21 protein-coding genes are annotated in these 23,924 nt (G+C 41.3%); 19 read left to right on the top strand and 2 right to left on the bottom strand.

What is annotated here, in order from left to right:
* Positions 1 to 13 precede the first annotated feature (13 nt).
* From ADM50_RS08040 to ADM50_RS09655, 11 genes are all read left to right on the top strand, one after another.
* Complete coding sequence (locus tag ADM50_RS08040; RefSeq protein ID WP_038805101.1) at positions 14 to 880, top strand: ABC transporter permease; 867 nt, start codon at positions 14 to 16, stop codon at positions 878 to 880.
* Positions 877 to 1,635 (top strand): ABC transporter ATP-binding protein, encoded by a 759-nt coding sequence (locus ADM50_RS08035; protein WP_049485240.1) that lies wholly within the window; start codon positions 877 to 879, stop codon positions 1,633 to 1,635. Before ADM50_RS08040 ends, ADM50_RS08035 begins: the two co-directional genes overlap by 4 nt.
* 196 nt (positions 1,636 to 1,831) lie before the next feature.
* Positions 1,832 to 3,592 carry a DNA primase gene (gene dnaG, locus ADM50_RS08030; protein WP_049485238.1) on the top strand — a complete coding sequence of 587 codons (1,761 nt, stop codon included), beginning with the start codon at positions 1,832 to 1,834 and terminating at the stop codon, positions 3,590 to 3,592.
* A 2-nt stretch (positions 3,593 to 3,594) separates the two neighbouring features.
* Complete coding sequence (gene rpoD, locus ADM50_RS08025; RefSeq protein ID WP_000201890.1) at positions 3,595 to 4,704, top strand: RNA polymerase sigma factor RpoD; 1,110 nt, start codon at positions 3,595 to 3,597, stop codon at positions 4,702 to 4,704.
* Between the two features lie 14 nt (positions 4,705 to 4,718).
* Entirely contained in the window at positions 4,719 to 5,048 is a 330-nt protein-coding gene (locus ADM50_RS08020) for a metal-sulfur cluster assembly factor (protein ID WP_000331932.1), read from the top strand.
* Positions 5,049 to 5,161: 113 nt separating this feature from the next.
* Positions 5,162 to 6,205, top strand: coding sequence for a glycosyltransferase family 4 protein (locus ADM50_RS08015; RefSeq protein ID WP_025171818.1), 1,044 nt, complete (start codon positions 5,162 to 5,164; stop codon positions 6,203 to 6,205).
* 8 nt (positions 6,206 to 6,213) lie between these two features.
* Positions 6,214 to 7,539 (top strand): glycosyltransferase family 4 protein, encoded by a 1,326-nt coding sequence (locus ADM50_RS08010; protein ID WP_049485236.1) that lies wholly within the window; start codon positions 6,214 to 6,216, stop codon positions 7,537 to 7,539.
* Positions 7,540 to 7,559: 20 nt separating this feature from the next.
* Complete coding sequence (locus ADM50_RS08005; RefSeq protein WP_000735790.1) at positions 7,560 to 7,748, top strand: PspC domain-containing protein; 189 nt, start codon at positions 7,560 to 7,562, stop codon at positions 7,746 to 7,748.
* A gap of 29 nt (positions 7,749 to 7,777) precedes the next feature.
* Entirely contained in the window at positions 7,778 to 7,912 is a 135-nt protein-coding gene (locus tag ADM50_RS08000; RefSeq protein WP_000863851.1) for a DUF4044 domain-containing protein, read from the top strand.
* Between the two features lie 71 nt (positions 7,913 to 7,983).
* Positions 7,984 to 9,294: a GTPase ObgE gene (gene obgE, locus ADM50_RS07995; RefSeq protein WP_000061637.1), complete on the top strand. Its 1,311-nt coding sequence runs from the start codon at positions 7,984 to 7,986 to the stop codon at positions 9,292 to 9,294.
* Positions 9,295 to 9,303: 9 nt separating this feature from the next.
* The gene (locus tag ADM50_RS09655) at positions 9,304 to 9,468 is read left to right on the top strand and encodes a hypothetical protein (protein ID WP_049485235.1); all 165 of its coding nucleotides are present in this window, start codon (positions 9,304 to 9,306) and stop codon (positions 9,466 to 9,468) included.
* A 34-nt stretch (positions 9,469 to 9,502) separates the two neighbouring features.
* Here the strand turns inward: ADM50_RS09655 and ADM50_RS07985 are convergent, their stop codons facing one another.
* Together ADM50_RS07985 and ADM50_RS07980 are read right to left on the bottom strand one after the other, a co-directional pair.
* The gene (locus ADM50_RS07985; RefSeq protein WP_049485233.1) at positions 9,503 to 9,973 is read right to left on the bottom strand and encodes an arginine repressor; all 471 of its coding nucleotides are present in this window, start codon (positions 9,971 to 9,973) and stop codon (positions 9,503 to 9,505) included.
* A gap of 520 nt (positions 9,974 to 10,493) precedes the next feature.
* A complete protein-coding gene (locus ADM50_RS07980) occupies positions 10,494 to 12,776 on the bottom strand; it encodes a Xaa-Pro dipeptidyl-peptidase (RefSeq protein ID WP_049485232.1) in 2,283 nt (760 codons plus the stop codon).
* A 414-nt stretch (positions 12,777 to 13,190) separates the two neighbouring features.
* On the opposite strand from ADM50_RS07980, the gene ADM50_RS07975 reads away from it, so the two are divergent.
* From ADM50_RS07975 to ccdA2, 8 genes are all read left to right on the top strand, one after another.
* Entirely contained in the window at positions 13,191 to 16,292 is a 3,102-nt protein-coding gene (locus ADM50_RS07975) for a DNA polymerase III subunit alpha (protein WP_049485230.1), read from the top strand.
* Positions 16,293 to 16,372: 80 nt separating this feature from the next.
* The gene (gene pfkA / locus ADM50_RS07970; protein ID WP_000820882.1) at positions 16,373 to 17,380 is read left to right on the top strand and encodes a 6-phosphofructokinase; all 1,008 of its coding nucleotides are present in this window, start codon (positions 16,373 to 16,375) and stop codon (positions 17,378 to 17,380) included.
* A gap of 66 nt (positions 17,381 to 17,446) precedes the next feature.
* Positions 17,447 to 18,952 (top strand): pyruvate kinase, encoded by a 1,506-nt coding sequence (pyk, locus tag ADM50_RS07965; RefSeq protein WP_001042815.1) that lies wholly within the window; start codon positions 17,447 to 17,449, stop codon positions 18,950 to 18,952.
* Positions 18,953 to 19,112: 160 nt separating this feature from the next.
* A complete protein-coding gene (locus ADM50_RS07960; protein ID WP_049485229.1) occupies positions 19,113 to 20,372 on the top strand; it encodes a UDP-N-acetylglucosamine 1-carboxyvinyltransferase in 1,260 nt (419 codons plus the stop codon).
* A 15-nt stretch (positions 20,373 to 20,387) separates the two neighbouring features.
* Positions 20,388 to 20,939 carry a GNAT family N-acetyltransferase gene (locus ADM50_RS07955; protein WP_049485227.1) on the top strand — a complete coding sequence of 184 codons (552 nt, stop codon included), beginning with the start codon at positions 20,388 to 20,390 and terminating at the stop codon, positions 20,937 to 20,939.
* Entirely contained in the window at positions 20,932 to 22,209 is a 1,278-nt protein-coding gene (gene spxR, locus ADM50_RS07950; protein WP_000033809.1) for a CBS-HotDog domain-containing transcription factor SpxR, read from the top strand. The genes ADM50_RS07955 and spxR overlap by 8 nt, the downstream gene beginning before the upstream one ends.
* Before the next feature lie 15 nt (positions 22,210 to 22,224).
* Positions 22,225 to 23,085, top strand: a complete 861-nt coding sequence (locus tag ADM50_RS07945; protein ID WP_049485226.1) for a methionyl aminopeptidase — start codon at positions 22,225 to 22,227, stop codon at positions 23,083 to 23,085.
* A gap of 125 nt (positions 23,086 to 23,210) precedes the next feature.
* Positions 23,211 to 23,918 carry a thiol-disulfide oxidoreductase-associated membrane protein CcdA2 gene (ccdA2, locus tag ADM50_RS07940; protein WP_002875594.1) on the top strand — a complete coding sequence of 236 codons (708 nt, stop codon included), beginning with the start codon at positions 23,211 to 23,213 and terminating at the stop codon, positions 23,916 to 23,918.
* The last annotated feature ends 6 nt before the right edge of the window (positions 23,919 to 23,924 follow it).

The raw sequence follows: 23,924 nt of genomic DNA, 5'->3' as shown, positions 1-23,924 counted from the left end.
TGAGTGAAAGATTATGATAGTATCCATTATTTCTCAGGGGATGGTCTGGGCGATTCTAGGTTTGGGAATCTTTATGACTTTTCGAATTTTGAATTTTCCAGATATGACTACTGAAGGTTCTTTTCCTCTAGGGGGAGCAGTAGCTGTAACCTTGATAACACAGGGAGTCAATCCATTCTTAGCGACCTTAGCTGCAGTAGGAGCGGGCTGTCTAGCTGGAATGGCGACGGGACTCTTATATACCAAAGGAAAAATCCCAACCCTCTTATCAGGGATTCTGGTCATGACTTCCTGCCATTCCATCATGCTCATGATTATGGGGCGTGCCAATCTGGGGCTTCTTGGAACTAAACAAATACAGGATGTCTTGCCTTTCGATTCAGATCTTAACCAACTCCTGACTGGATTAATCTTTGTAGCTCTTGTTATTGGCCTTATGCTCTTTTTCCTTGATACCAAACTAGGTCAGGCCTACATCGCTACAGGTGACAATCCCGATATGGCTCGTAGCTTTGGTATCAATACGGGTCGTATGGAACTTATGGGTTTGGTTCTCTCAAATGGGATTATCGCGCTTGCAGGAGCCTTAATTGCTCAACAAGAAGGATACGCGGATGTTTCTCGAGGAATTGGCGTGATTGTCGTAGGGCTTGCTAGCTTGATTATTGGTGAGGTTTTGTTCAAGAGTTTGACTTTGGCAGAGCGACTCATGACCATCGTTGTAGGGTCTATTGCTTATCAGTTCCTCGTTTGGGGAGTGATTGCTCTTGGGTTTAATACAAGTTATCTTCGTTTGTACAGCGCCTTGATTTTGGCAGTTTGCCTCATGATTCCAACCTTCAAAAGCAAATACCTGAAAGGAGTCAAGTTTAGCAGATGACAGCAATTGTAGAATTAAAAAATGCCACCAAAGTCATCACGAATGGCTTTGACGAGGAAAAAATCATTCTGAATGATGTTTCTCTTGAAATTTTTGAACATGATTTCATTACTATCCTAGGTGGAAATGGAGCAGGGAAGTCAACGCTTTTTAACACTATTGCAGGTACCTTGCCCTTAACAAGTGGAAGTATCCGTATCATGGGCGAGGATGTGACGCATTTTTCACCTGAAAAGCGGGCTAAGTACTTGTCTCGTGTTTTTCAGGATCCTAAGATGGGTACGGCTCCCCGTATGACGGTGGCGGAAAATCTCTTAATTGCCAAGTTTCGTGGTGAGAAGAGAGGACTCCTGCCTAGAAGGCTATCAAGTCATCGGGAAGAGTTTCAGGCTACCATTGAAAAAGTGGGAAATGGGCTTGAGAAACATCTAGATACTCCGATTGAGTTTCTATCAGGTGGTCAACGCCAGGCCTTGAGTCTCTTGATGGCAACCTTGAAGCGACCAGAGTTGCTCTTGTTGGATGAACACACAGCAGCTCTCGACCCAAAGACCAGTGTTGCCTTGATGGAGTTAACAGATGACTTTGTCAGCAAGGATCATCTAACAGCCTTGATGATTACCCACCATATGGAGGATGCGTTGAAGTATGGAAATCGTCTGATTGTCATGAAGGAAGGTCGTATCATCCAAGACCTCAATAAAGAAGAAAAAGCTCAGATGAAAATTTCAGACTACTATCAATTATTTGAATAGATGAGTGAAGTAATCATCAAAAAATAGTGAAAATTAACTTAGAAACATGGAAGTGTTTCTGAGTTTTTTATCACCTCTTTCTATCTAGAAAAATAAGGCAAAGAGAATTACGGAAAGCGTATGAAATGGTTTACTTTTTTTCAGAAATAAGCTATACTAGTTTACGTGAAACTATGATAAGATGGAGGTATTGTGTATGGTTGACAAGCAAGTCATTGAAGAAATCAAAAACAATGCCAACATTGTGGAAGTCATAGGTGATGTGATTTCTTTACAGAAGGCTGGACGGAACTATTTAGGGCTCTGTCCTTTTCATGGTGAAAAGACCCCCTCTTTCAACGTTGTGGAAGACAAGCAGTTTTATCACTGTTTTGGATGTGGGCGTTCAGGAGATGTCTTTAAGTTTATCGAAGAATACCAAGGTGTGTCCTTCATGGAAGCCGTTCAGCTCTTAGGAGAGCGTGTCGGTATTCAACTAGCTATGCCTGTCCAGTCTCGTCCTCAACAGGCTTCACCTCATCAAGCTCTATATGATATGCATGAAGAAGCCGCCCGCTTTTACCATGCCATCCTCATGACGACCAAGATGGGAGAAGAAGCAAGGGCTTATCTCTACAAACGCGGATTGACAGACGATGTTCTGAAGCACTTCCAGATTGGACTGGCTCCAGCAGAGAGAACCTATCTCTATCAACGTTTAGCTGACAAGTTTGAGGAAAAGGATTTATTGGATTCGGGCTTGTTTTATCTGTCAGATGGTAATCAATTTTATGATACTTTTTTTGGACGGATCATCTTTCCTTTGACGAATGACAAGGGGCAGGTTATTGCATTTTCAGGTCGTATCTGGCAAGAAACGGATAGTCAGACTGCCAAATATAAAAATAGTCGCTCGACTGCAATTTTTAACAAGAGCTACGAATTGTATCATTTGGACAAGGCAAAAAAGGGAACAGGTAAGGTTACAGAGCTCTATCTGATGGAAGGCTTCATGGATGTGATTGCAGCCTACCGTGCTGGCATAGAAAATGCTGTGGCTTCCATGGGAACAGCCTTAAGCAAGGAGCATGTTGACCACCTCAAACGTTTTACCAAAAAAATTGTTCTCAGCTATGATGGCGACAAGGCAGGGCAGGCAGCAACAGCCAAAGCTCTGGAAGAATTAAAAGATTTCTCAGTGGAAGTTGTCCGAGTACCTGATGCCATGGACCCAGATGAGTATTTGCAAAAGAATTCTGCTGAAGACCTGGCTTACCTTTTAACCAAGACTCGGATTAGTCCCATAGAGTTCTATATTCACCAGCTCAAGCCGGAAAATAGTGATAACTTACAGGCGCAAATCGAGTTCATTGAAAAGATTGCCCCCCTAATCGCCAAAGAAAAGTCTATCACTGCCCAGAATTCTTATATCCACATTCTGGCGGATAATCTCTCTTCCTTTGATTACCAGCAGGTGGAACAGATTGTAAATGAAAGTCGGATTGTTCAGAGGCAGGAAAGAGTCAAAGAGGAGCAACCTCCAGCAGCTATTAGTTTACCTGTAACGCGGCAACTGACAGCAGTCATGAGAGCAGAGGCGCATCTCCTCTATAGGATGGCTGAGAACCCAGTTGTGTTAAATGACTACCGATTAAGAGAAGATTTTTTCTTTGATACCCCAGAATTTCAGATTCTTTACGAATTATTAAGTGAGCAGGGAGAAATCGGCTCAGAGGAGCTTTCTCATCAGACGCCTGAGGTTGAAAATGCTTGGTACCACGTGCTTAGCTTGGATTTGCCAGTTGAGATGTCGCCTCAAGAGCTAATGGAAGTCGAAGCGACTCGAAACCGTGCCCTCCTCAGCAAGGACAACTTAAGAATTAAAAAGAAAGTGCAGGAAGCGAGTCATGTAGGAGATACAGACACAGCCTTGGAAGAATTGCAACGATTGATTTCCCAAAAGAGAAGAATGGAGTAATAATGGCAACAAAACAAAAAGAAGTAACGACATTTGATGTGCAAGTAGCAGACTTTATCCGTAACCACAAAAAAACAGGAACAGCAACAGATGACGAAATCAATTCAAGTCTGGTTATTCCGTTTGCCCTTGATGCAGACGGCATTGAAGACCTTTTGCAACGGATTCAGGATGCTGGAATTTCTATCACAGATAACGAAGGAAATCCAAGCGCGCGTGTGCTTAGTGCAGAAGAAGAACCAGAACTCAGTGATGAGGACTTGATTGGCTCAACTTCAGCCAAGGTTAATGACCCAGTCCGTATGTATTTGAAGGAAATCGGGGTGGTTCCTCTCTTGACTAACGAAGAGGAAAAAGAATTGGCCCTAGCAGTTGAGGCTGGTGATATTGAAGCCAAACAACGTCTTGCAGAAGCCAACCTTCGTTTGGTGGTTTCGATTGCTAAGCGCTACGTAGGGCGTGGTATGCAATTTCTTGACTTGATTCAAGAAGGAAACATGGGCTTGATGAAGGCTGTTGACAAGTTTGACTATTCAAAAGGATTTAAGTTTTCAACTTACGCAACTTGGTGGATTCGTCAGGCAATCACTCGTGCCATTGCTGACCAGGCCCGCACTATCCGTATCCCTGTCCACATGGTTGAAACCATTAACAAGCTTGTCCGTGAACAGCGTAATCTCCTTCAAGAATTGGGGCAAGATCCAACACCTGAACAAATCGCTGAGCGTATGGATATGACACCTGACAAGGTTCGTGAAATCTTGAAAATCGCCCAAGAACCAGTATCACTTGAAACACCGATCGGTGAAGAGGACGATAGTCATCTTGGGGACTTTATTGAAGACGAAGTGATTGAAAATCCAGTAGACTACACAACTCGAATCGTTTTGCGCGAGCAGTTGGATGAAGTCTTGGATACTCTTACAGATCGTGAAGAAAACGTTCTGCGCTTGCGCTTCGGTTTGGACGATGGGAAAATGCGTACTCTTGAAGATGTTGGGAAAGTCTTTAACGTGACTCGTGAGCGTATCCGTCAGATCGAGGCCAAGGCTTTGAGAAAATTGCGTCAACCAAGTCGCAGCAAACCGCTTCGTGATTTTATTGAAGACTAAGAGTGAGGAATAACATGGCTTATACAGAAGAGCAAATTGAAACGATCAAAACACGCATTTTAAATGCCTTGGAAGAAGTCATCGACCCTGAGTTGGGGATTGATATTGTCAACCTAGGTTTGATTTATGAAATTCGTTTTGATGGTGAAACAGGTCACACTGAAATTGATATGACCTTGACAACTATGGGCTGCCCACTGGCTGACCTTTTGACAGACCAGATACATGATGCGATGACAGAAGTGCCTGAGGTAACCAATACCGAAGTTAAATTGGTCTGGTATCCAGCTTGGACGGTTGAAAAAATGAGCCGATACGCGCGTATCGCCCTAGGAATTAAATAAAGACTAAGAAAAATGCGAGAGACGATTGGAAAATAGGATAATTTTATCCTTTTTCCAATCGTCTCTTCTTTCTTTTGCTGATTTTCTGGAAATAAAATGGTATAATGAAAGGTATGGAAAACGAAAAATTGCGTATTAATATGCTAAGCTCAAGTGAAAAAGTAGCTGGTCAAGGAGTGTCAGGAGCTTATCGAGAATTGGTTAGTCTCCTTCACCGCGATGCCAAAGACCAGTTGATTGTTACAGAGAATCTTCCTGTAGAGGCAGATGTAACTCATTTTCACACCATTGATTTCCCTTATTATTTATCTACTTTCCAAAAGAAACGCTCTGGGAGAAAAATTGGCTATGTGCATTTTTTGCCTGATACGCTTGAGGGGAGTTTAAAGATTCCATTTTTCCTAAAAGGAATTGTCAAACGCTATGTTTTTTCCTTTTACAACCGAATGGAACACTTGGTGGTGGTCAATCCCATGTTTATCGAGGATTTGGTGGCTGCTGGTATTCCGCGTGAAAAAGTAACTTATATTCCAAACTTTGTAAACAAAGAAAAATGGCATCCATTACCAGCTGAACAGGTTGCACAACTCCGGAAGGAAATGGATCTTGCGGAAGATCAGTTTGTCGTAATCGGTGCGGGTCAGGTTCAGAAACGTAAAGGAATTGATGATTTTATCCGTCTTGCTGAGGAATTGCCAGAAATTACCTTTATCTGGGCAGGTGGTTTTTCATTTGGTGGGATGACAGATGGTTATGAACGCTACAAGAAGATAATGGACAATCCACCCAAAAATCTTATTTTCCCTGGAATTGTGTCACCGGAACGGATGCGGGAACTTTACGCTATGGCGGATCTATTCTTGTTACCAAGTTACAATGAATTATTCCCTATGACTATCTTAGAGGCCGCTAGTTGCGAGGCTCCTATTATGTTAAGAGATTTGGATCTGTATAAGGTTATTCTTGATGGGAATTATCGTGCTACAAGTGATGTTTCCGAGATGAGAGAAGCAATCCTAGAATACAAGAATGACCCTGAAGCCTTAAAGGACTTGAAAGAAAAAGCTCGCGAGATCTCCAAAGAGTACTCTGAGGAGCATTTGTTGGAAATCTGGTTAAAATTTTATCGAGAACAGGCTGCTTTGGGCAAAAAGTGAGGTAATTTATGCGAATTGGTTTATTTACAGATACCTATTTCCCTCAGGTTTCCGGGGTCGCGACTAGTATACGGACCTTGAAAACTGAGCTTGAGAAGCAGGGACATGCAGTTTTTATCTTTACAACAACTGATAAAGATGTGAATCGATACGAGGATTGGCAAATTATTCGCATTCCAAGTGTCCCTTTCTTTGCGTTTAAGGATCGACGATTTGCCTACCGAGGTTTTACAAAGGCGCTTGAAATTGCCAAGCAGTATCAACTCGACATCATTCATACCCAGACAGAATTTTCACTTGGTTTGTTAGGGATTTGGATTGCGAGAGAATTGAAAATCCCAGTTATTCATACCTACCATACCCAGTATGAAGACTATGTGCATTACATTGCTAAGGGCATGCTAATTCGTCCGAGTATGGTAAAATATTTGGTACGAGGCTTCCTTCATGATGTAGATGGTGTGATTTGCCCTAGTGAGATTGTTCGTGACCTTTTAGCGAAATACAAAGTCAAGGTTGAAAAGCGTGTCATCCCAACTGGAATTGAGCTGGCTAAGTTTGAACGACCTGAGATCAAAGAGGAAAACTTACTAGAGCTTCGTTCGAAGTTAGGTATTCAGGAAGGTGAGATAATGCTGCTGAGCCTTTCGCGTATCTCCTTTGAGAAGAATATCCAAGCAGTCTTAGCTGCCTTTGCGCAGGTTTTGAAAGAAGAAGACAAGGTGAAGTTGGTTGTTGCTGGAGACGGACCTTATCTGGACAGTCTGAAAGAACAAGCAGGGAAATTAAACATACAAAAACATGTGATTTTTACAGGTATGATTGCTCCAAGTGAGACAGCCTTGTACTATAAAGCAGCTGATTTCTTTATTTCAGCCTCTACGAGTGAAACTCAGGGTTTAACCTATCTAGAAAGTCTAGCCAGTGGAACGCCTGTTATTGCTCATGGCAATCCCTATCTTGAAAATCTGATCAATGATAAAATGTTTGGGACCCTCTACTATGGAGAACGAGAGCTTGCAGGAGCTATCCTTGAAGCTTTGATCGCTACTCCTGATATGTCTGAACAAAAGTTAGCGGATAAGTTGTACGAGATTTCGGCTGAAAATTTTGGGAAACGAGTTCATGAGTTTTACCTTGATGCCATTATCTCAAATAACTTTGAACATGAGCTACATGATGGACAACCTGTCACTCAGCGCTTCTTAAAAACGATTCTCTATCTACCTCAACAGGCTGTTACAAGCCCAGTAAAAGAATCCAAGCGTATTTTAAGAGCGTCTCGAAAACAATTGTCTAGCATCAGAGATTATTGGAGAGACGAATTCAAATAATAGAATAAGAGGAAGAAAAAATGAAAAAATTAATGAGAAGCGGGAAAGATCAAAAAATTGGTGGAGTATGCGCAGGAGTTGCTCATTATTTTGATATCGATCCAACAATTGTTCGTGTCATTTGGGCTGTTCTTGCATTTTGTTATGGGACAGGAGTCCTTGCTTATATCATTTTATGGTTGATTGCACCAGTTTCAACAGAATATTAAATTAGAATTATATAGAAAAAGGAGAAGTTATGGCTTTTGGAGATAACGGAAAACGTAAAAAAACTTTGTTTGAAAAGGTGACGCTTGTTGTCGTGCTCATCATGTTGTTTGTAACCCTTGCTGGTATCTTTGCAACTGCGCTTGGAGCTTTTAGTAGATTCTAAGCAAGCTACGAGGATAGAAACAATAACTAATGACTGGGTTCTCCCCAGCCTTTTTAAAGTGAGAAGAAAATATGAGTATGTTTTTAGATACAGCCAAGATTAAGGTCAAGGCTGGTAATGGTGGCGATGGCATGGTTGCCTTTCGCCGTGAAAAATATGTCCCTAATGGCGGTCCTTGGGGTGGTGATGGTGGACGTGGAGGTAACGTTGTTTTCGTGGTAGACGAAGGCTTACGTACCTTGATGGATTTCCGCTATAACCGTCATTTCAAGGCTGATTCCGGTGAAAAAGGAATGACCAAAGGAATGCACGGACGTGGTGCAGAAGATCTACGTGTTCGCGTACCACAGGGGACTACTGTACGTGATGCGGAAACAGGTAAAGTCATTACAGACTTGATTGAACATGGTCAAGAATTTATCGTGGCTCATGGCGGTCGTGGAGGTCGTGGAAATATCCGTTTTGCCACTCCCAAAAATCCTGCACCTGAAATCTCTGAGAATGGAGAGCCAGGTCAAGAACGTGAGTTGCAACTGGAATTGAAGATTCTAGCGGATGTCGGCCTGGTCGGTTTCCCATCTGTCGGAAAGTCAACTTTGCTTAGTGTCATCACTTCAGCTAAACCTAAAATCGGTGCTTACCACTTTACGACGATTGTTCCTAATCTAGGGATGGTTCGTACACAGTCAGGTGAATCTTTTGCAGTAGCAGACCTTCCAGGTTTGATTGAGGGAGCTAGTCAAGGTGTTGGTCTTGGAACCCAGTTTCTCCGTCATATCGAGCGTACACGAGTTATCCTCCATGTCATCGATATGTCAGCTAGCGAAGGACGTGATCCTTATGAGGATTACCTTGCTATCAATAAGGAATTAGAATCCTACAACCTTCGTCTTATGGAACGTCCACAGATTATCGTGGCCAACAAGATGGATATGCCTGAAAGTCAGGAAAATCTTAAAACTTTCAAGGAAAAGTTGGCAGCAAACTACGACGAGTTTGAGGAACTTCCAGCCATTTTCCCAATTTCTGGTCTGACCAAGCAAGGCTTGGCAACACTTTTGGACGCGACAGCTGAATTGTTAGACAAGACTCCAGAATTCCCGATTTATGATGAATCCGATATGGAAGAAGAGGCTTACTATGGCTTTGACGAGGAAGAAAAAGCCTTTGAGATTAGTCGTGATGATGATGCGACATGGGTACTTTCTGGTGAAAAACTCATGAAACTCTTTAACATGACCAACTTTGACCGTGATGAGTCAGTCATGAAGTTTGCTCGTCAGTTACGTGGTATGGGGGTTGACGAAGCCCTTCGTGCGCGTGGAGCTAAGGATGGAGACTTGGTAAGAATCGGCAAGTTTGAGTTTGAATTTGTAGACTAGGAGATTGATATGGGAGATAAACCGATATCATTCCGAGATGCAGAGGGAAATTTTGTTTCTGCAGCAGACGTATGGAATGAAAAGAAACTAGAAGAATTGTTTAATCGTCTCAATCCCAAACGTGCTCTTAGATTAGCACGTACAAAGAAAGAAGAAACACTTTCAAATGAATAAAATAATCCCGTGATTTTTAATCACGGGATTTGTTTTATTCGCTAAAGAAAAATGGTGGGGCATATTTTTTAAGATTTTCAAAACATGCTTGTGCTTTTGTAGCATCTTCACAGATGATCATGCAGACATCGTCTCCACAAAGGGTTGCAACGATATCTGGAAAGGCCAAGGAATCAATTACAGATCCAAATGATTGGGCTAAACCGGGTAAAGTTTTCAAAATAACTTGGTGTTGCACAGGACGCAACATAACAAGAGCATCTTCCATATAGTTTTCAAGACGTTTTTCCCACTTGGAGATTGATCCTGTATTTAGCACATAATAAGAATTATCCTCTTCGCGCACTTTTGAAAGGTTCATGGTTTTGATATCGCGTGATAGGGTAGCCTGAGTAACTTGGATATCATTTTCCGCTAACAAAGCTTGTAATTCAGCTTGAGTATGGATTTTGTTTTTTGAAACGAGGGCGCGGATAAGTTGGTGTCTGTGTTCTGATTTGTTCATAAAGTAAGTACTCCTTTTACAAGGTACAGTAGCGTGGACTGAACGATAACGTCAGTCGGGTGGTAGGCGGTATTGTCACGTATGATGATTTCAAAGTCAGTAGGATAAAGAACTAGATGGAGAGATTCTCCTTCTTTTAACTTGTCACTAGTTGGGTGCAGATAAACTGGGTAGCAATCCGTTCATCTACATTGATGTTCTTTAATGACAGTGAATCATTCAATTTGGGTAGCTTTTTGTCACGGCGTTTTGTGAATTCACTCTAAATGTTAATTCACAGAGATTTCCAACATGTGGTGTAGTAGCGTGTATGATAAATGGTTACACATGTTGGTTAGAGGGAGTATCTTTTGTCCAAGTTCTATCTAGGGGCTTCTAAAATGCTTTCAGATGAACTGGATTTGATACGAAATTTATGTTTGATTCGACTGTTCAAGTGGAAAACTTTGGTTATAGGAAGTTCAATGGTCAAATTCATTGACTTTTCCTTTGAATACTTCCATATTGAAAGTCTGGTAGATTATACCTTTTGACAAGGTAGGATAAGACTAGACTGTGCTAAATCAACAGTCAACTGATAGTCTGTATTATCTCGAATTGTAATCTCAAAGTCTGTGGTGTAGAGAATCAAACGGAGAGTATCTCCTTTTTTAAGTTTGTAGATAGTTGGTTGAAGCTCTAGCTTGAAGTCCATCCATTCATTTGGTTGGATTTCTTCAATCGTCAAGAGATTGGCTCGATTTTGAAGATTAAGGTAGCCTTTGGTGATGACACGTTGGGCACTTGGGTTGAATGGTAGTTCACAGAGATTTTCTAACATGTGGTAACGGCCATTATCAATGGTTCTAGCATTTAAAACCGCTGGATAAGGCTGCAGATATTTCTTTTGTCCAAGTTCTAACAGTTGGGCTGATAATAAGCCCTTGTTCGTACTCGATTTGACACGAAGTTTCAGCTCCACTCGCCCATTTAAGTGAATGTCTTGACTTACTGGAAGGTCAATGGTGATCTGATTAGCTTTTCCTTGGTAAAGTTCGGTGTTGAAAGTCTGGTAAGTCTTACCATAACGATCAAAATCTTTTTGATCATACTGGTTTTGAATCACTTTCTCTTCAGTTCCAAGAGAGAAGGTATGCAGTTCATCCTGCTTGCCAAAGTCATCAAGACTCTGCCATGTTTGCGGTTCGGAATTGTCCTGCCAGATAATAGTCGGAAGTTGATAACCTGAGTCAAGTCCTAACAATTTCTTACTTAACAAGGCATTCATGGACTCGCGGAAGTCGATCGACTGCCAGTTATTCATATAGACATGGGCACCATGATGGAAAAAGAGGTGCTTATTGATATGGCTAGGAAGGGCATGAAACATCTGGTAAACATGAAGAGGTTTGACGTTCCAATCCTGGGAACCATGCGTAAAGACGACCTCAGCTTGAACCTTGTGAGCATTGAGCAGATAGTTGCGGTCATGCCAAAACTGATTGTAGTCACCAGTCTTGCGATCGAGTTTCTCTTTAACCTTTTCTAAGTCTGTTTGATGAGCTTCATTGCCACGAATATAGTCACCGGCTTGGAGGTTGCGAGAGTAGGTCAGCTCAGCAAGTGAGTCAAAATCCTCACCTGGATAGCCCCCTGGGCTGGTCACTAGACCATTTTCCCGATAGTAGTTGTACCAAGAGGAGATACCTGCTTCAGCGATGATGACTTCTAAGCCATCAACACCAGTGGTGGCGAGACCATTAGACATGGTACCTAGATAGGAAATACCTGTTGTTGCGACTTTGCCGTTTGACCAGTCAGCTTTGACCTCACGATTCCGCGTGTGGTCCGTGAAAGCACGGCAACGGCCATTAAGCCAGTCAATCACATTTTTATAGGCCTCAATCTGCTGGTAGTTACCATTGGTCATGAGTCCTTGAGAATCTTTGGTTCCAACACCCGATACATAGAGATTGGCAAATCCACGTGGGAGGAAGTAGTCATTGAGTGTGTATGAGTTATTGATATGAGATAGCTTTTCTTCAGCTTCTGAGACGACTTCTGCTTGACCATGAGGTTCGATTAAATTCAGCTTGGGCTCCTCAAGTTCAATGGTGTGGGGCGGTTTGACCTCAAGCTCTCCTTCCATTTTGTAGAGAGCCTTGTCACTGGCTTTGTCGTTAGTCCCTTGGTGATAAGGGCTGGCAGTCATGACTGAAGGAATCTGTCCATCATAACGTGGGCGAATAACGCTGACTTTGACTAGATCAGGGAGTCCGTCTTTATCAGTATCCACACGGCTCTCGACATAGACGACTTCACGAATGACATTGTGAGTAGAGAAGGTTGCCAAGCTTTTACCGTTAAAGTAGTGGTAGTGATTATCTTCTGAAATGAGTCCATCACTAACAAGCTGATCGATGAGCGTATTTCCTTTTTTTGTTCTCGTATTGAGTAACTGATAAAGATTTTCAATGAGATCTCCATAAACAATAGGAAAACCAGTTTCTTTACGAAACTGTTCAGCATTCTCAAAGTCAACAAGATAGCTAAATCCTAAAAGTTGAAAAACTACTGTGTAGAAAATCTCCGCAGTTAACTCACGGTCTGACTGGAAAAAAGTTACTAAATCTGTTTCTTTATCCGCAGCCAAAGTCGATAAGGCATAATCCGTGTTAGAATAAGTGAAAAAACTCCAACGAATGAAGTCTTCAAACTGTCTTTTTAAGGACAGTTGGGGTGACAGCTTTAGACCAAGACCTTCTAGTTCCTCAAATCGTTGAGAACTAGTGGTTGGTTGATAGCTGAATTGATTAAAACGCATGTTTCTCTCCTTTGAAAACAGACTGGATTTATTATATCAAAAAAGAGGGAAAAATGGAATAAATAAACTTAAATGAAATAAATTTCTTAAACCAGCATATCTATTTGGTAAGTTATTATAAAACGCTGAATAAATACCATAGAAGTAAGCCTTTTTCTAGAGATTTTTATATGTAAAACTGCATATAACTCCTATCTTTATTATTCTTCGTTTGGTATAAATATATCTAAATTTACATTTAAAACTATTATATAATATTAATTTTTTATTTTCTTCCTTTGAAAAATGAAGAATTTAACAGGAAGAAGAGAAGAAGTTTGTAACTGATGATATTGAAAAGAAAGTGCAGAGTTGCTTCAATATCCAGCTTAAAATGGTATAATAGTAGTAAAACGAAAGCAAGGAGGAGAAGAAATGATTGCACAGCTCGACACCAAGACTGTTTATAGTTTTATGGAAAGTGTGGTTTCGATTGAAAAATATGTACAAATGGCTAAAGAATACGGCTATTCTCACCTTGCTATCATGGATGTGGATAATCTCTATGGAGCCTATCATTTTCTAGAAGTGACTCGTAAGCATGGCATTCAACCTTTAATTGGTCTAGAAATGACCTTGGTCAAAGATGAGGAGAATCTCTCTCTACGTTTTCTAGCCCTATCCACTAAAGGTTATCAAGAGTTGATGAAGTTATCCACTTTAAAAATGACTGGACGGAAAAAATGGTCTGACTTCACCTCCCACCTCGAAGATGTGGCCATTATTGTTCCCTATTTCAATGGGGTCGAACAGCTGGATTTGGGGCATGATTATTTTATCGGTGTCAGTCCAGATACTCCTCAAGAAGTCTTTACTAGGCCCATTCTTCCACTCTATCAGGTCAACTCTTTTGAAAAAGAAGATATTCAAGTTTTACAAATCTTGTCAGCAGTCAAGGACAATGTCAGTCTGAGAGAAGTGGATCTGCATTCACAACAAGGAATCTTTCTACCTGCCTCAGACTTGGAAGCACGTTTTATGAATCGCTTCCCTCAGGCGCTTGCCAATCTCCAAGGTCTGATAGAGAATGTAGGCTATCAAATCGACCCAAATTTAAAACTTCCTCGCTTTAATCCTGAAAGACCAGCGGTAGAAGAGCTTCGAGCAAGAGCTGAGCAAGGCTTGAGTGACAAGGGGCTAACCTCAGCTATCTATCATGAGCGACTAAATGAGGAATTAGCTGTGATTCATGATATGGGCTTTGACGACTATTTCCTTGTAGTTTGGGATTTGCTCCGTTTTGGACGTTCCCAAGGCTACTATATGGGAATGGGGCGTGGTTCTGCGGTTGGTAGTCTAGTAGCTTACTCACTGGATATTACAGGAATTGACCCGGTTGAAAAGAACTTGATTTTCGAGCGCTTTTTAAATCGTGAGCGCTATACCATGCCCGATATCGATATCGACATTCCTGACCTCTATAGACCAGAGTTCATTCGCTATGTTCGTGATCGGTATGGTAGTCAACACGTGGCACAAATTGTCACTTATTCGACCTTTGGAGCAAAACAGGCAATTCGTGATGTTTTCAAACGTTATGGTGTTCCAGAGTATGAATTAACCAATATTACGAAAAAAATCAGTTTTCGAGATACGCTAACAACGGCTTATGAAAAGAATTTGCAATTTAGGCAGGTCATCAATAGCAAGATTGAATACCAAAAAGCTTTTGAGATTGCTCGAAAGATTGAAGGTTATCCTCGTCAAACCTCTATCCATGCGGCCGGAGTCGTTATGAGTGACCAAGACTTGACGGATTACATTCCTCTAAAATATGGTGAGGATATGCTCATCACCCAGTATGATGCTCATGGTGTTGAAGCCAATGGACTTCTAAAAATGGATTTCCTAGGTCTGCGTAACCTAACTTTTGTCCAAAAAATGCAGGAATTATTGGCTGAGTCAGAGGGTATTCATCTAAAAATCGAAGAAATTGATCTGGAAGACAAAGAAACCTTGGCTCTCTTTGCCGCTGGAAATACGAAAGGGATTTTCCAATTTGAACAACCTGGTGCCATTCGACTCTTGAAACGAGTTCAGCCGCAAGTTTTTGAAGAGGTAGTTGCCGCAACCTCACTCAACAGACCAGGGGCTAGCGACTATATTGATAATTTTGTGGCTCGTAAGCATGGTAAAGAAAAGGTGACGGTACTAGATCCTGCCTTGGAGGACATTCTGTCATCAACCTACGGAATTATGCTCTATCAAGAGCAAGTCATGCAAGTTGCTCAGCGTTTTGGAGGCTTCAGTCTTGGTAAAGCTGACATTCTCAGACGGGCCATGGGTAAGAAAAATGCTAAAGAGATGCATTTGATGAAGGAAGATTTTATCACAGGAGCTATGAAATTGGGGCATACAGAAGAAAAGGCCAACCAAGTTTTTGCAGTGATGGAAAAGTTTGCTGGCTATGGATTTAACAGATCCCACGCTTATGCATACTCAGCGCTGGCTTTCCAGCTTGCTTATTTCAAGACACACTATCCTGCTATTTTCTTTCAAGTTATGTTGAACTATTCTAGCAGTGATTACATTGTAGATGCATTACAGATGGGCTTTGAAGTAGCTCCCTTAGCAATCAACAGCATTCCCTATCATGATAAGATTTCTCAGAAGAAAATCTATCTTGGTCTAAAAGCCATTAAGGGAATGCCGAGAGATTTGTCTTACTGGATTATTGAAAATCGTCCTTTCTCAAGCATTGAAGATTTTATCACACGTCTTCCCAAGAATTACAAGAAATTGTCGCTTCTGACTTCTTTGGTTGAACTAGGGCTTTTTGATGAATTTGATAAGAACCGTCAGAAAATCTTAGTCAACCTCCCAAACTTATTTGTCTTTGTTGAGGAGTTGGGAGGTCTCTTTGCGGATACAAATTATAGTTGGACTGAAGCTGATGATTTTACGGAAGCAGAGAAATTTTACAAAGAGCAGGAACTGATTGGGGTAGGTATCAGTCCCCATCCTCTCCAAACTCTTGCCAAACAAGCCCTATATCCGACCACGCAAATCACTAATCTAACCGAGGGATCTCAGACAACTCTTCTAGTTGAAGTACAAAAAATAAAAGTGATTCGAACCAAGAAAGGCGAGAGTATGGCCTTTCTACAGGTTCACGACAGTAAGTCTAAACTGGATGTGACTGTATTTTCAGATCAGTATCGAAAATTCGCTTCCATCTTATCCGAGGGAAAATTCTACTATATCAATGGTAAAGTTCAATCCCGAGATGGTCGTCTGCAAATGATTGCACAAGATTTGAAAGAAGCAGTGGCGGAACGATTCTGGATTCAAGTTAAAAATCATGAATACGATAAAGAGATTTCAAATATTCTAGAACAATACAAAGGCCCAATCCCTGTCATTATCAGGTATGAAGAGGAACAAAAAACGGTTGTTTCTACTCAACATTTTGTAAAAAAAGATTCTGCTCTAGAGGAAAAATTAGAGGGAATTGCAATGAAAACGATTTATCGCTAAAAATACGGAAAATAGAAGAATTTTCCAATTAAATGTGATATAATCAGTAAGAATGTTAAAAGAAAAAGGAGCATAACCAAATGAAACGTATTGCTGTTTTGACCAGTGGTGGAGACGCCCCTGGTATGAATGCTGCCATCCGTGCGGTAGTTCGCCAAGCAATCTCAGAAGGAATGGAAGTTTTTGGTATCTATGATGGATATGCAGGTATGGTTGCCGGTGAAATTTATCCACTTGATGCTGCTTCAGTAGGAGACATCATTTCACGTGGTGGTACTTTCCTTCACTCTGCTCGTTACCCTGAGTTTGCACAACTTGAAGGCCAACTTAAAGGGATTGAGCAATTGAAAAAACACGGTATCGAAGGAGTCGTAGTTATCGGTGGTGACGGTTCTTATCACGGAGCTATGCGCTTGACTGAGCATGGATTCCCTGCTATCGGACTTCCAGGAACTATTGATAACGATATCGTAGGTACTGATTTCACAATTGGATTTGATACTGCAGTTACGACTGCAATGGATGCGATTGATAAGATTCGTGATACATCATCAAGTCACCGTCGTACTTTCGTTGTTGAAGTAATGGGACGTAACGCTGGTGATATCGCTCTTTGGGCTGGTATCGCAACTGGTGCTGATGAAATTATCATCCCTGAGGAAGGCTTCAAGATGGAAGATATCGTAGCTAGTATCAAAGCTGGTTATGAGCACGGTAAAAAACACAACATTATCGTTTTGGCAGAAGGTGTTATGTCAGCAGCTGAATTTGGTCAAAAACTAAAAGAAGCAGGAGACACTAGTGACCTTCGTGTAACAGAACTTGGTCACATCCAACGTGGTGGATCACCAACTGCGCGTGACCGTGTATTGGCATCACGTATGGGGGCACACGCTGTTAAACTCCTTAAACAAGGAATCGGTGGTGTCGCTGTTGGTATCCGTAACGAAAAAATGGTTGAGAATCCAATCCTTGGTACAGCAGAAGAAGGAGCTTTGTTTAGCTTAACTGCAGAAGGTAAGATTATTGTTAACAACCCTCATAAAGCTGATCTTGAACTTTCTGCTTTGAACAAGAGCTTGTCCTAATCAACTTTCATTAATTTGGTAACATGACCATAAAAGGTCGAATTATATAAAGGAGTCACAAAAATCATGAACAAACGTGTAAAAATCGTTGCAACTTTAGGTCCTGCGGTTGAAATCCGTGGTGGTAAAAAATTCGGTGAAGACGGATACTGGGGTGAAAAACTTGATGTTGAAGCTTCAGCTAAAAACATTGCTAAACTGATTGAAGCAGGAGCAAACACTTTCCGTTTCAACTTCTCACACGGTGACCACCAAGAACAAGGTGAGCGTATGGCAACTGTTAAACTTGCCGAAAAACTTGCAGGTAAAAAAGTTGGTTTCCTTCTTGATACTAAAGGGCCTGAAATCCGTACAGAATTGTTTGAAGGTGACGCAAAAGAGTACTCTTACAAAACTGGTGAAAAAATCCGTGTTGCAACTAAACAAGGAATCAAATCAACTCGTGAAGTGATTGCTTTGAACGTTGCTGGTGCTCTTGATATCTACGATGATGTTGAAGTTGGTCGTCAAGTATTGGTTGACGATGGTAAATTGGGTCTTCGCGTTGTTGCAAAAGACGATGCAACTCGTGAGTTTGAAGTTGAAGTTGAAAACGACGGAATTATCGCTAAACAAAAAGGTGTAAACATCCCTAACACTAAAATTCCTTTCCCAGCTCTTGCTGAACGTGATAACGATGATATCCGTTTCGGTTTGGAACAAGGTATCAACTTCATCGCGATTTCATTTGTACGTACTGCGAAAGACGTTAACGAAGTTCGTGCAATCTGTGAAGAAACTGGTAATGGTCACGTTCAATTGTTTGCGAAAATCGAAAACCAACAAGGTATTGACAACTTGGATGAAATCATTGAAGCTGCTGACGGTATCATGATCGCCCGTGGTGACATGGGTATTGAAGTACCATTCGAAATGGTTCCAGTTTACCAAAAAATGATTATTACAAAAGTAAATGCAGCTGGTAAAGTCGCTATCACAGCAACAAACATGCTTGAAACTATGACTGAAAAACCACGTGCAACGCGTTCAGAAGTATCAGATGTGTTTAACGCTGTTATCGACGGAACCGACGCTACAATGCTTTCAGGTGAGTCTGCAAATGGTAAATATCCACTTGAGTCTGTTCGTACAATGGCAACAATTGACAAGAATGCTCAAACTCTTTTAAAAGAATACGGTCGCTTGTCATCTGTTAACTTGTCACGTAATTCTAAGACTGAGGTTATGGCTTCAGCTGTTAAGGATGCGACAAATTCTATGAATATCAAGTTGGTGGTTACTCTTACTAAGACAGGTCACACTGCTCGTTTGATTTCTAAATACCGTCCAGATGCTGATATCTTGGCAATCACTTTCGATGAATTGACTGAGCGTGGTTTGATGCTTAACTGGGGAGTTATTCCAGTAACCACTGATCGCCCATCAAACACTGATGATATGTTTGATCTCGCTGAAAGAATTGCAGTTGAGCAAGGTTTGGTAGAATCTGGTGATGATATTGTTATCGTTGCAGGTGTACCACTTGGCGAAGCTGTTCGTACAAACACAATGCGCATCCGCACTGTACGCTAATCTAACACAAAAACCTATCATTTCAGGCTGAAAAGCTTGAGTGATAGGTCTTTTTTTATCAAAATGAGATGGTATTTAGTAAATAGGAATGGGAAAAAACTGAAAATTATGGTATAATAGAACGAAAAGACCTTTTTAGTAAATTTTGAAAGAGTAAAACATGAGAAAAATTGTCATCAATGGTGGACGTCCATTGCAAGGTGAGATCACCATTAGTGGTGCTAAAAATAGTGTTGTAGCGCTTATTCCAGCTATTATCTTATCAGATGATATTGTCACTTTAGATTGTGTTCCAGATATTTCAGACGTTGCTAGTCTTGTCGAAATCATGGAAATCATGGGGGCATCTGTTAAGCGTTATGACGATGTCTTGGAGATTGATCCAAGAGGTGTTCAAAACATTCCTATGCCTTATGGCAAAATTAATAGCTTGCGTGCTTCTTATTATTTCTACGGAAGTCTTTTAGGTCGCTTTGGTGAAGCTACAGTTGGACTTCCTGGTGGATGTGATCTGGGACCTCGTCCGATTGACCTTCACTTAAAAGCCTTTGAAGCCATGGGTGCTAAGGTCAGCTATGAGGGAGATAATATGAATTTATCTGCCCAAGGTAAGGGGCTTCATGGCGCAAGTATTTACATGGATACCGTCAGCGTTGGAGCAACTATTAACACCATGATTGCTGCGGTTAAAGCTAAGGGACGTACTGTCATTGAAAATGCGGCTCGTGAACCGGAAATTATCGATGTTGCTACCCTTTTGAACAACATGGGGGCCCATATTCGTGGTGCAGGGACTGATATTATCATTATTGATGGTGTCGAGAAACTACATGGGACTCGTCACCAAGTAATTCCAGATCGTATCGAAGCTGGAACTTATATTTCACTTGCTGCAGCGGTAGGAAAAGGAATTCGCATTAACAACGTTCTCTATGAACATTTAGAAGGCTTTATCGCCAAACTAGAGGAAATGGGCGTTCGTATGACGGTCTCAGAAGACAGTATCTTCGTTGAAGAACAGTCTGGTTTAAAGGCCATCAATATCAAAACTGCACCCTATCCAGGGTTCGCAACCGATTTGCAACAGCCTATCACGCCACTTTTACTAACTGCGCAAGGTCGTGGAACGATTATTGATACGATTTATGAGAAACGTGTCAATCATGTCTTTGAGTTAGCAAAAATGGATGCGGATATTACGACTACAAACGATCACATTATCTACAACGGTGGTCGTAAGTTACACGGGGCAAGTGTAAAAGCTACAGACTTGCGAGCTGGTGCTGCACTTGTCATCGCTGGCTTAATGGCTCAAGGCCAGACTGAAATTACGAATATTGAGTTTATCCTTCGTGGCTACTCAGATATTATTGAAAAATTGCGTAGTCTTGGAGCGGATATTACACTCGTTGAAGACTAAGCCGTTGAGGTGATTATGAATATTTGGACCAAATTAGCAATGTTTTCTTTTTTTGAAACGGAGCGCTTGTATTTGCGTCCTTTCTTTTTTAGTGACAGTCAAGCGTTTTTCGAGATTGCTTCAAACCCTGAGAATTTGCAGTTTATTTTTCCCAGTCAAGCAAGTTTGGAAGAAAGTCAGTACGCCCTTGCTAACTATTTTATGAAGAATCCTCTGGGTGTTTGGTCAATTTGTCTCCAAGGAAATCAGGAAATGATTGGCTCCATTAAATTTGAAAAGATTGATGAAATCAAAAAAGAAGCAGAAATTGGTTATTTCTTAAAAAAAGATGCTTGGTCGCAAGGTTTTATGACAGAGGCTGTTAGCAAACTCTGTCACCTTTCTTTTGAAGAATTTGGTTTAAAACAATTATCCATCATCACTCATCTGGAGAATCAAGCTAGCCAAAAAGTAGCCTTAAAATCGGGATTTAGTCTCTTCCGACAGTTTAAGGGGAGCGATCGCTATACACGAAAAATGAGGGACTATCTTGAATTTCGTTACGTAAAAGGAGAGTTCAATGAGTAAACACCAGGAAATTTTGTCTTATCTGGAAGAGTTACCAATTGGGAAGAGAGTTAGTGTTCGTAGTATTTCAAATCACCTAGGTGTTAGTGACGGAACAGCCTACCGAGCTATCAAAGAAGCTGAAAATCGTGGAATTGTTGAAACTCGGCCACGTAGTGGAACCATACGAGTCAAGTCCCAGAAAGTGGCTATTGAGCGGCTTACCTATGCTGAAATCGCTGAGGTCACCTCATCTGAAGTTTTAGCTGGTCAGGAAGGGTTGGAGAGAGAGTTTAGCAAATTCTCCATTGGAGCTATGACAGAGCAAAATATCCTGTCCTATCTCCATGATGGTGGTCTTTTGATCGTAGGAGACCGCACTCGCATTCAACTTTTAGCCTTGGAAAATGAAAATGCAGTCCTTGTAACAGGTGGTTTTCATGTGCAGGACGATGTTCTTGAGTTGGCTAATAAAAAAGGGATTCCAGTTCTAAGAAGTAAACATGACACTTTTACAGTAGCGACCATGATTAACAAAGCCCTCTCAAATGTTCAAATCAAAACCGATATTCTGACAGTCGAAAAGCTCTATCGTCCCAGTCATGAGTATGGTTTTTTGAGAGAAACGGATACGGTCAAAGATTATCTAGACTTGGTCCGTAAGAACAGAAGTAGTCGTTTCCCAGTCATTAACCAACACCAAGTGGTTGTTGGAGTTGTTACCATGCGTGACGCAGGAGACAAGTCTCCCAGTACAACGATTGACAAGGTGATGACACGAAGTATCTTCGTAACAGGTTTAGCGACCAATATTGCCAATGTCAGTCAACGGATGATTGCAGAAGACTTTGAGATGGTTCCCGTTGTCAGAAGTAACCAAACCTTACTCGGTGTCGTAACACGACGAGATGTCATGGAAAAGATGAGTCGTTCCCAAGTTTCAGCTTTGCCGACTTTCTCCGAGCAAATCGGGCAAAAACTCTCTTATCATCATGATGAGGTCGTCATTACTGTTGAGCCTTTCATGTTGGAGAAAAATGGGGTCCTTGCTAATGGAGTCTTGGCTGAAATCCTCAACCATATGACCCAAGATCTCGTTGTCAATAGCGGACGTAATCTCATCATTGAACAGATGTTGATTTATTTCTTGCAGGCTGTACAGATAGATGATACTCTGCGGATTCAGGCTCGTATTATTCACCACACGAGACGCTCAGCTATTATTGATTATGATATTTATCATGGTCATCAGATTGTTTCAAAAGCAAATGTTACGGTTAAAATTAATTAGAATCTAGGAGAAAAAATGATAACTTTAAAATCAGCACGTGAAATCGAAGCCATGGACAAGGCTGGTGATTTCCTAGCAAGTATCCATATTGGCTTACGTGATTTAATTAAGCCAGGCGTGGATATGTGGGAAGTTGAAGAGTACGTTCGTCGACGTTGCAAAGAGGAAAATTTCCTTCCCTTACAGATTGGTGTGGATGGTGCTGTCATGGATTACCCCTATGCCACTTGTTGCTCTCTCAATGACGAAGTAGCTCACGCTTTTCCACGTCATTACATCTTGAAAGATGGCGATTTGCTCAAGGTTGACATGGTACTGGGTGGTCCGATTGCCAAATCCGACCTCAATGTCTCTAAACTTAACTTCAACAATGTTGAGCAAATGAAAAAATACACCCAAAGTTATACTGGTGGTTTAGCTGACTCATGTTGGGCTTATGCGGTTGGTACACCGTCTGAAGAAGTGAAAAACCTTATGGACGTAACCAAGGAAGCTATGTATGTAGGAATTGAGCAAGCAGTTGTCGGCAATCGTATCGGTGATATTGGTGCAGCCATTCAAGAATACGCTGAAAGTCGCGGTTACGGTGTCGTTCGTGATTTGGTTGGTCATGGTGTTGGTCCAACAATGCACGAGGAGCCAATGGTTCCTAACTACGGTATTGCAGGCCGTGGACTCCGTCTCCGTGAAGGAATGGTACTAACCATTGAACCCATGATTAATACTGGTGACTGGGAAATTGATACAGATATGAAGACTGGCTGGGCTCATAAAACCATCGATGGCGGCCTGTCTTGCCAATATGAACACCAGTTTGTGATTACCAAAGACGGTCCTGTTATCTTGACTAGTCAAGGTGAAGAAGGAACGTATTAAAAAAAGGAGCTTAGCTCCTTTTTTTGTGTCAAATTTAGTCAAAATAAACAAGCGTAGCAGACTTCTTACAAATTTATTCTTTTGTAGTACAATAGGATTAGAATTTTGAGAAAGTAGGTAATTCGTTGGAGTCGATTATATTTCTAGTATCCGTTTTTTTAGCAGGTATCCTGTCCTTCTTTTCACCCTGTATCTTTCCTTTGCTACCTGTCTATGCTGGTATTTTACTGGATGATCAGGGGAATTCGAAAAGCTTTCGATTTTTTGGAAGAGACGTTGCATGGTCAGGCTTAATTCGAACCTTGTGCTTTATTGCAGGAATCTCCCTCATTTTCTTTATTTTAGGATTTGGAGCTGGATTCCTAGGGCACATGCTCTATGCAGACTGGTTTCGTTATGCTATGGGAATAGTCATTATTCTTTTAGGACTTCATCAGATGGAAATCTTGCATTTCAATAAACTGGAAGTTCAAAAGACAGTCACCTTTAAACAATCAAAGTCTAATCACTATCTGTCAGCCTTTTTACTTGGGATAACCTTTAGTTTTGGTTGGACCCCTTGTATCGGACCAGTCTTAAGTTCAGTCTTGGCCCTAGCAGCTTCCGGTGGCAATGGTGCTTGGCAAGGAGCCGTGTTAACATTAGTATATACATTGGGAATGGCCCTTCCTTTCATTGTTTTGGCCTTGGCTTCGGGCTGGATTATGCCCTATTTTAGTAAATTAAAACCCCATATGATTCTACTAAAGAAAATCGGGGGAGCTTTGATTATTTTGATGGGATTATTATTAATGCTAGGGCAGTTAAATGCCTTGTCAGGAATTCTTGGATAAAAGGAG

The organism is Streptococcus oralis, assembly GCF_001075675.1.
Taxonomy (GTDB): domain Bacteria; phylum Bacillota; class Bacilli; order Lactobacillales; family Streptococcaceae; genus Streptococcus; species Streptococcus oralis_V.
The sequence above is the reverse complement of the archived record's forward strand: the minus strand, read 5'-3'. Positions and strand labels throughout refer to the sequence as shown.

What these genes read in the sequence shown, in the direction of transcription:
- ADM50_RS08040 (WP_038805101.1), top strand. Translation starts at nt 14, where the DNA reads ATGATAGTATCCATTATTTCTCAGGGGATGGTCTGGGCGATTCTAGGT.
- ADM50_RS08035 (WP_049485240.1), top strand. Translation starts at nt 877, where the DNA reads ATGACAGCAATTGTAGAATTAAAAAATGCCACCAAAGTCATCACGAAT.
- dnaG (WP_049485238.1), top strand. Translation starts at nt 1,832, where the DNA reads ATGGTTGACAAGCAAGTCATTGAAGAAATCAAAAACAATGCCAACATT.
- rpoD (WP_000201890.1), top strand. Translation starts at nt 3,595, where the DNA reads ATGGCAACAAAACAAAAAGAAGTAACGACATTTGATGTGCAAGTAGCA.
- ADM50_RS08020 (WP_000331932.1), top strand. Translation starts at nt 4,719, where the DNA reads ATGGCTTATACAGAAGAGCAAATTGAAACGATCAAAACACGCATTTTA.
- ADM50_RS08015 (WP_025171818.1), top strand. Translation starts at nt 5,162, where the DNA reads ATGGAAAACGAAAAATTGCGTATTAATATGCTAAGCTCAAGTGAAAAA.
- ADM50_RS08010 (WP_049485236.1), top strand. Translation starts at nt 6,214, where the DNA reads ATGCGAATTGGTTTATTTACAGATACCTATTTCCCTCAGGTTTCCGGG.
- ADM50_RS08005 (WP_000735790.1), top strand. Translation starts at nt 7,560, where the DNA reads ATGAAAAAATTAATGAGAAGCGGGAAAGATCAAAAAATTGGTGGAGTA.
- ADM50_RS08000 (WP_000863851.1), top strand. Translation starts at nt 7,778, where the DNA reads ATGGCTTTTGGAGATAACGGAAAACGTAAAAAAACTTTGTTTGAAAAG.
- obgE (WP_000061637.1), top strand. Translation starts at nt 7,984, where the DNA reads ATGAGTATGTTTTTAGATACAGCCAAGATTAAGGTCAAGGCTGGTAAT.
- ADM50_RS09655 (WP_049485235.1), top strand. Translation starts at nt 9,304, where the DNA reads ATGGGAGATAAACCGATATCATTCCGAGATGCAGAGGGAAATTTTGTT.
- ADM50_RS07985 (WP_049485233.1), bottom strand. Translation starts at nt 9,973, where the DNA reads ATGAACAAATCAGAACACAGACACCAACTTATCCGCGCCCTCGTTTCA.
- ADM50_RS07980 (WP_049485232.1), bottom strand. Translation starts at nt 12,776, where the DNA reads ATGCGTTTTAATCAATTCAGCTATCAACCAACCACTAGTTCTCAACGA.
- ADM50_RS07975 (WP_049485230.1), top strand. Translation starts at nt 13,191, where the DNA reads ATGATTGCACAGCTCGACACCAAGACTGTTTATAGTTTTATGGAAAGT.
- pfkA (WP_000820882.1), top strand. Translation starts at nt 16,373, where the DNA reads ATGAAACGTATTGCTGTTTTGACCAGTGGTGGAGACGCCCCTGGTATG.
- pyk (WP_001042815.1), top strand. Translation starts at nt 17,447, where the DNA reads ATGAACAAACGTGTAAAAATCGTTGCAACTTTAGGTCCTGCGGTTGAA.
- ADM50_RS07960 (WP_049485229.1), top strand. Translation starts at nt 19,113, where the DNA reads ATGAGAAAAATTGTCATCAATGGTGGACGTCCATTGCAAGGTGAGATC.
- ADM50_RS07955 (WP_049485227.1), top strand. Translation starts at nt 20,388, where the DNA reads ATGAATATTTGGACCAAATTAGCAATGTTTTCTTTTTTTGAAACGGAG.
- spxR (WP_000033809.1), top strand. Translation starts at nt 20,932, where the DNA reads ATGAGTAAACACCAGGAAATTTTGTCTTATCTGGAAGAGTTACCAATT.
- ADM50_RS07945 (WP_049485226.1), top strand. Translation starts at nt 22,225, where the DNA reads ATGATAACTTTAAAATCAGCACGTGAAATCGAAGCCATGGACAAGGCT.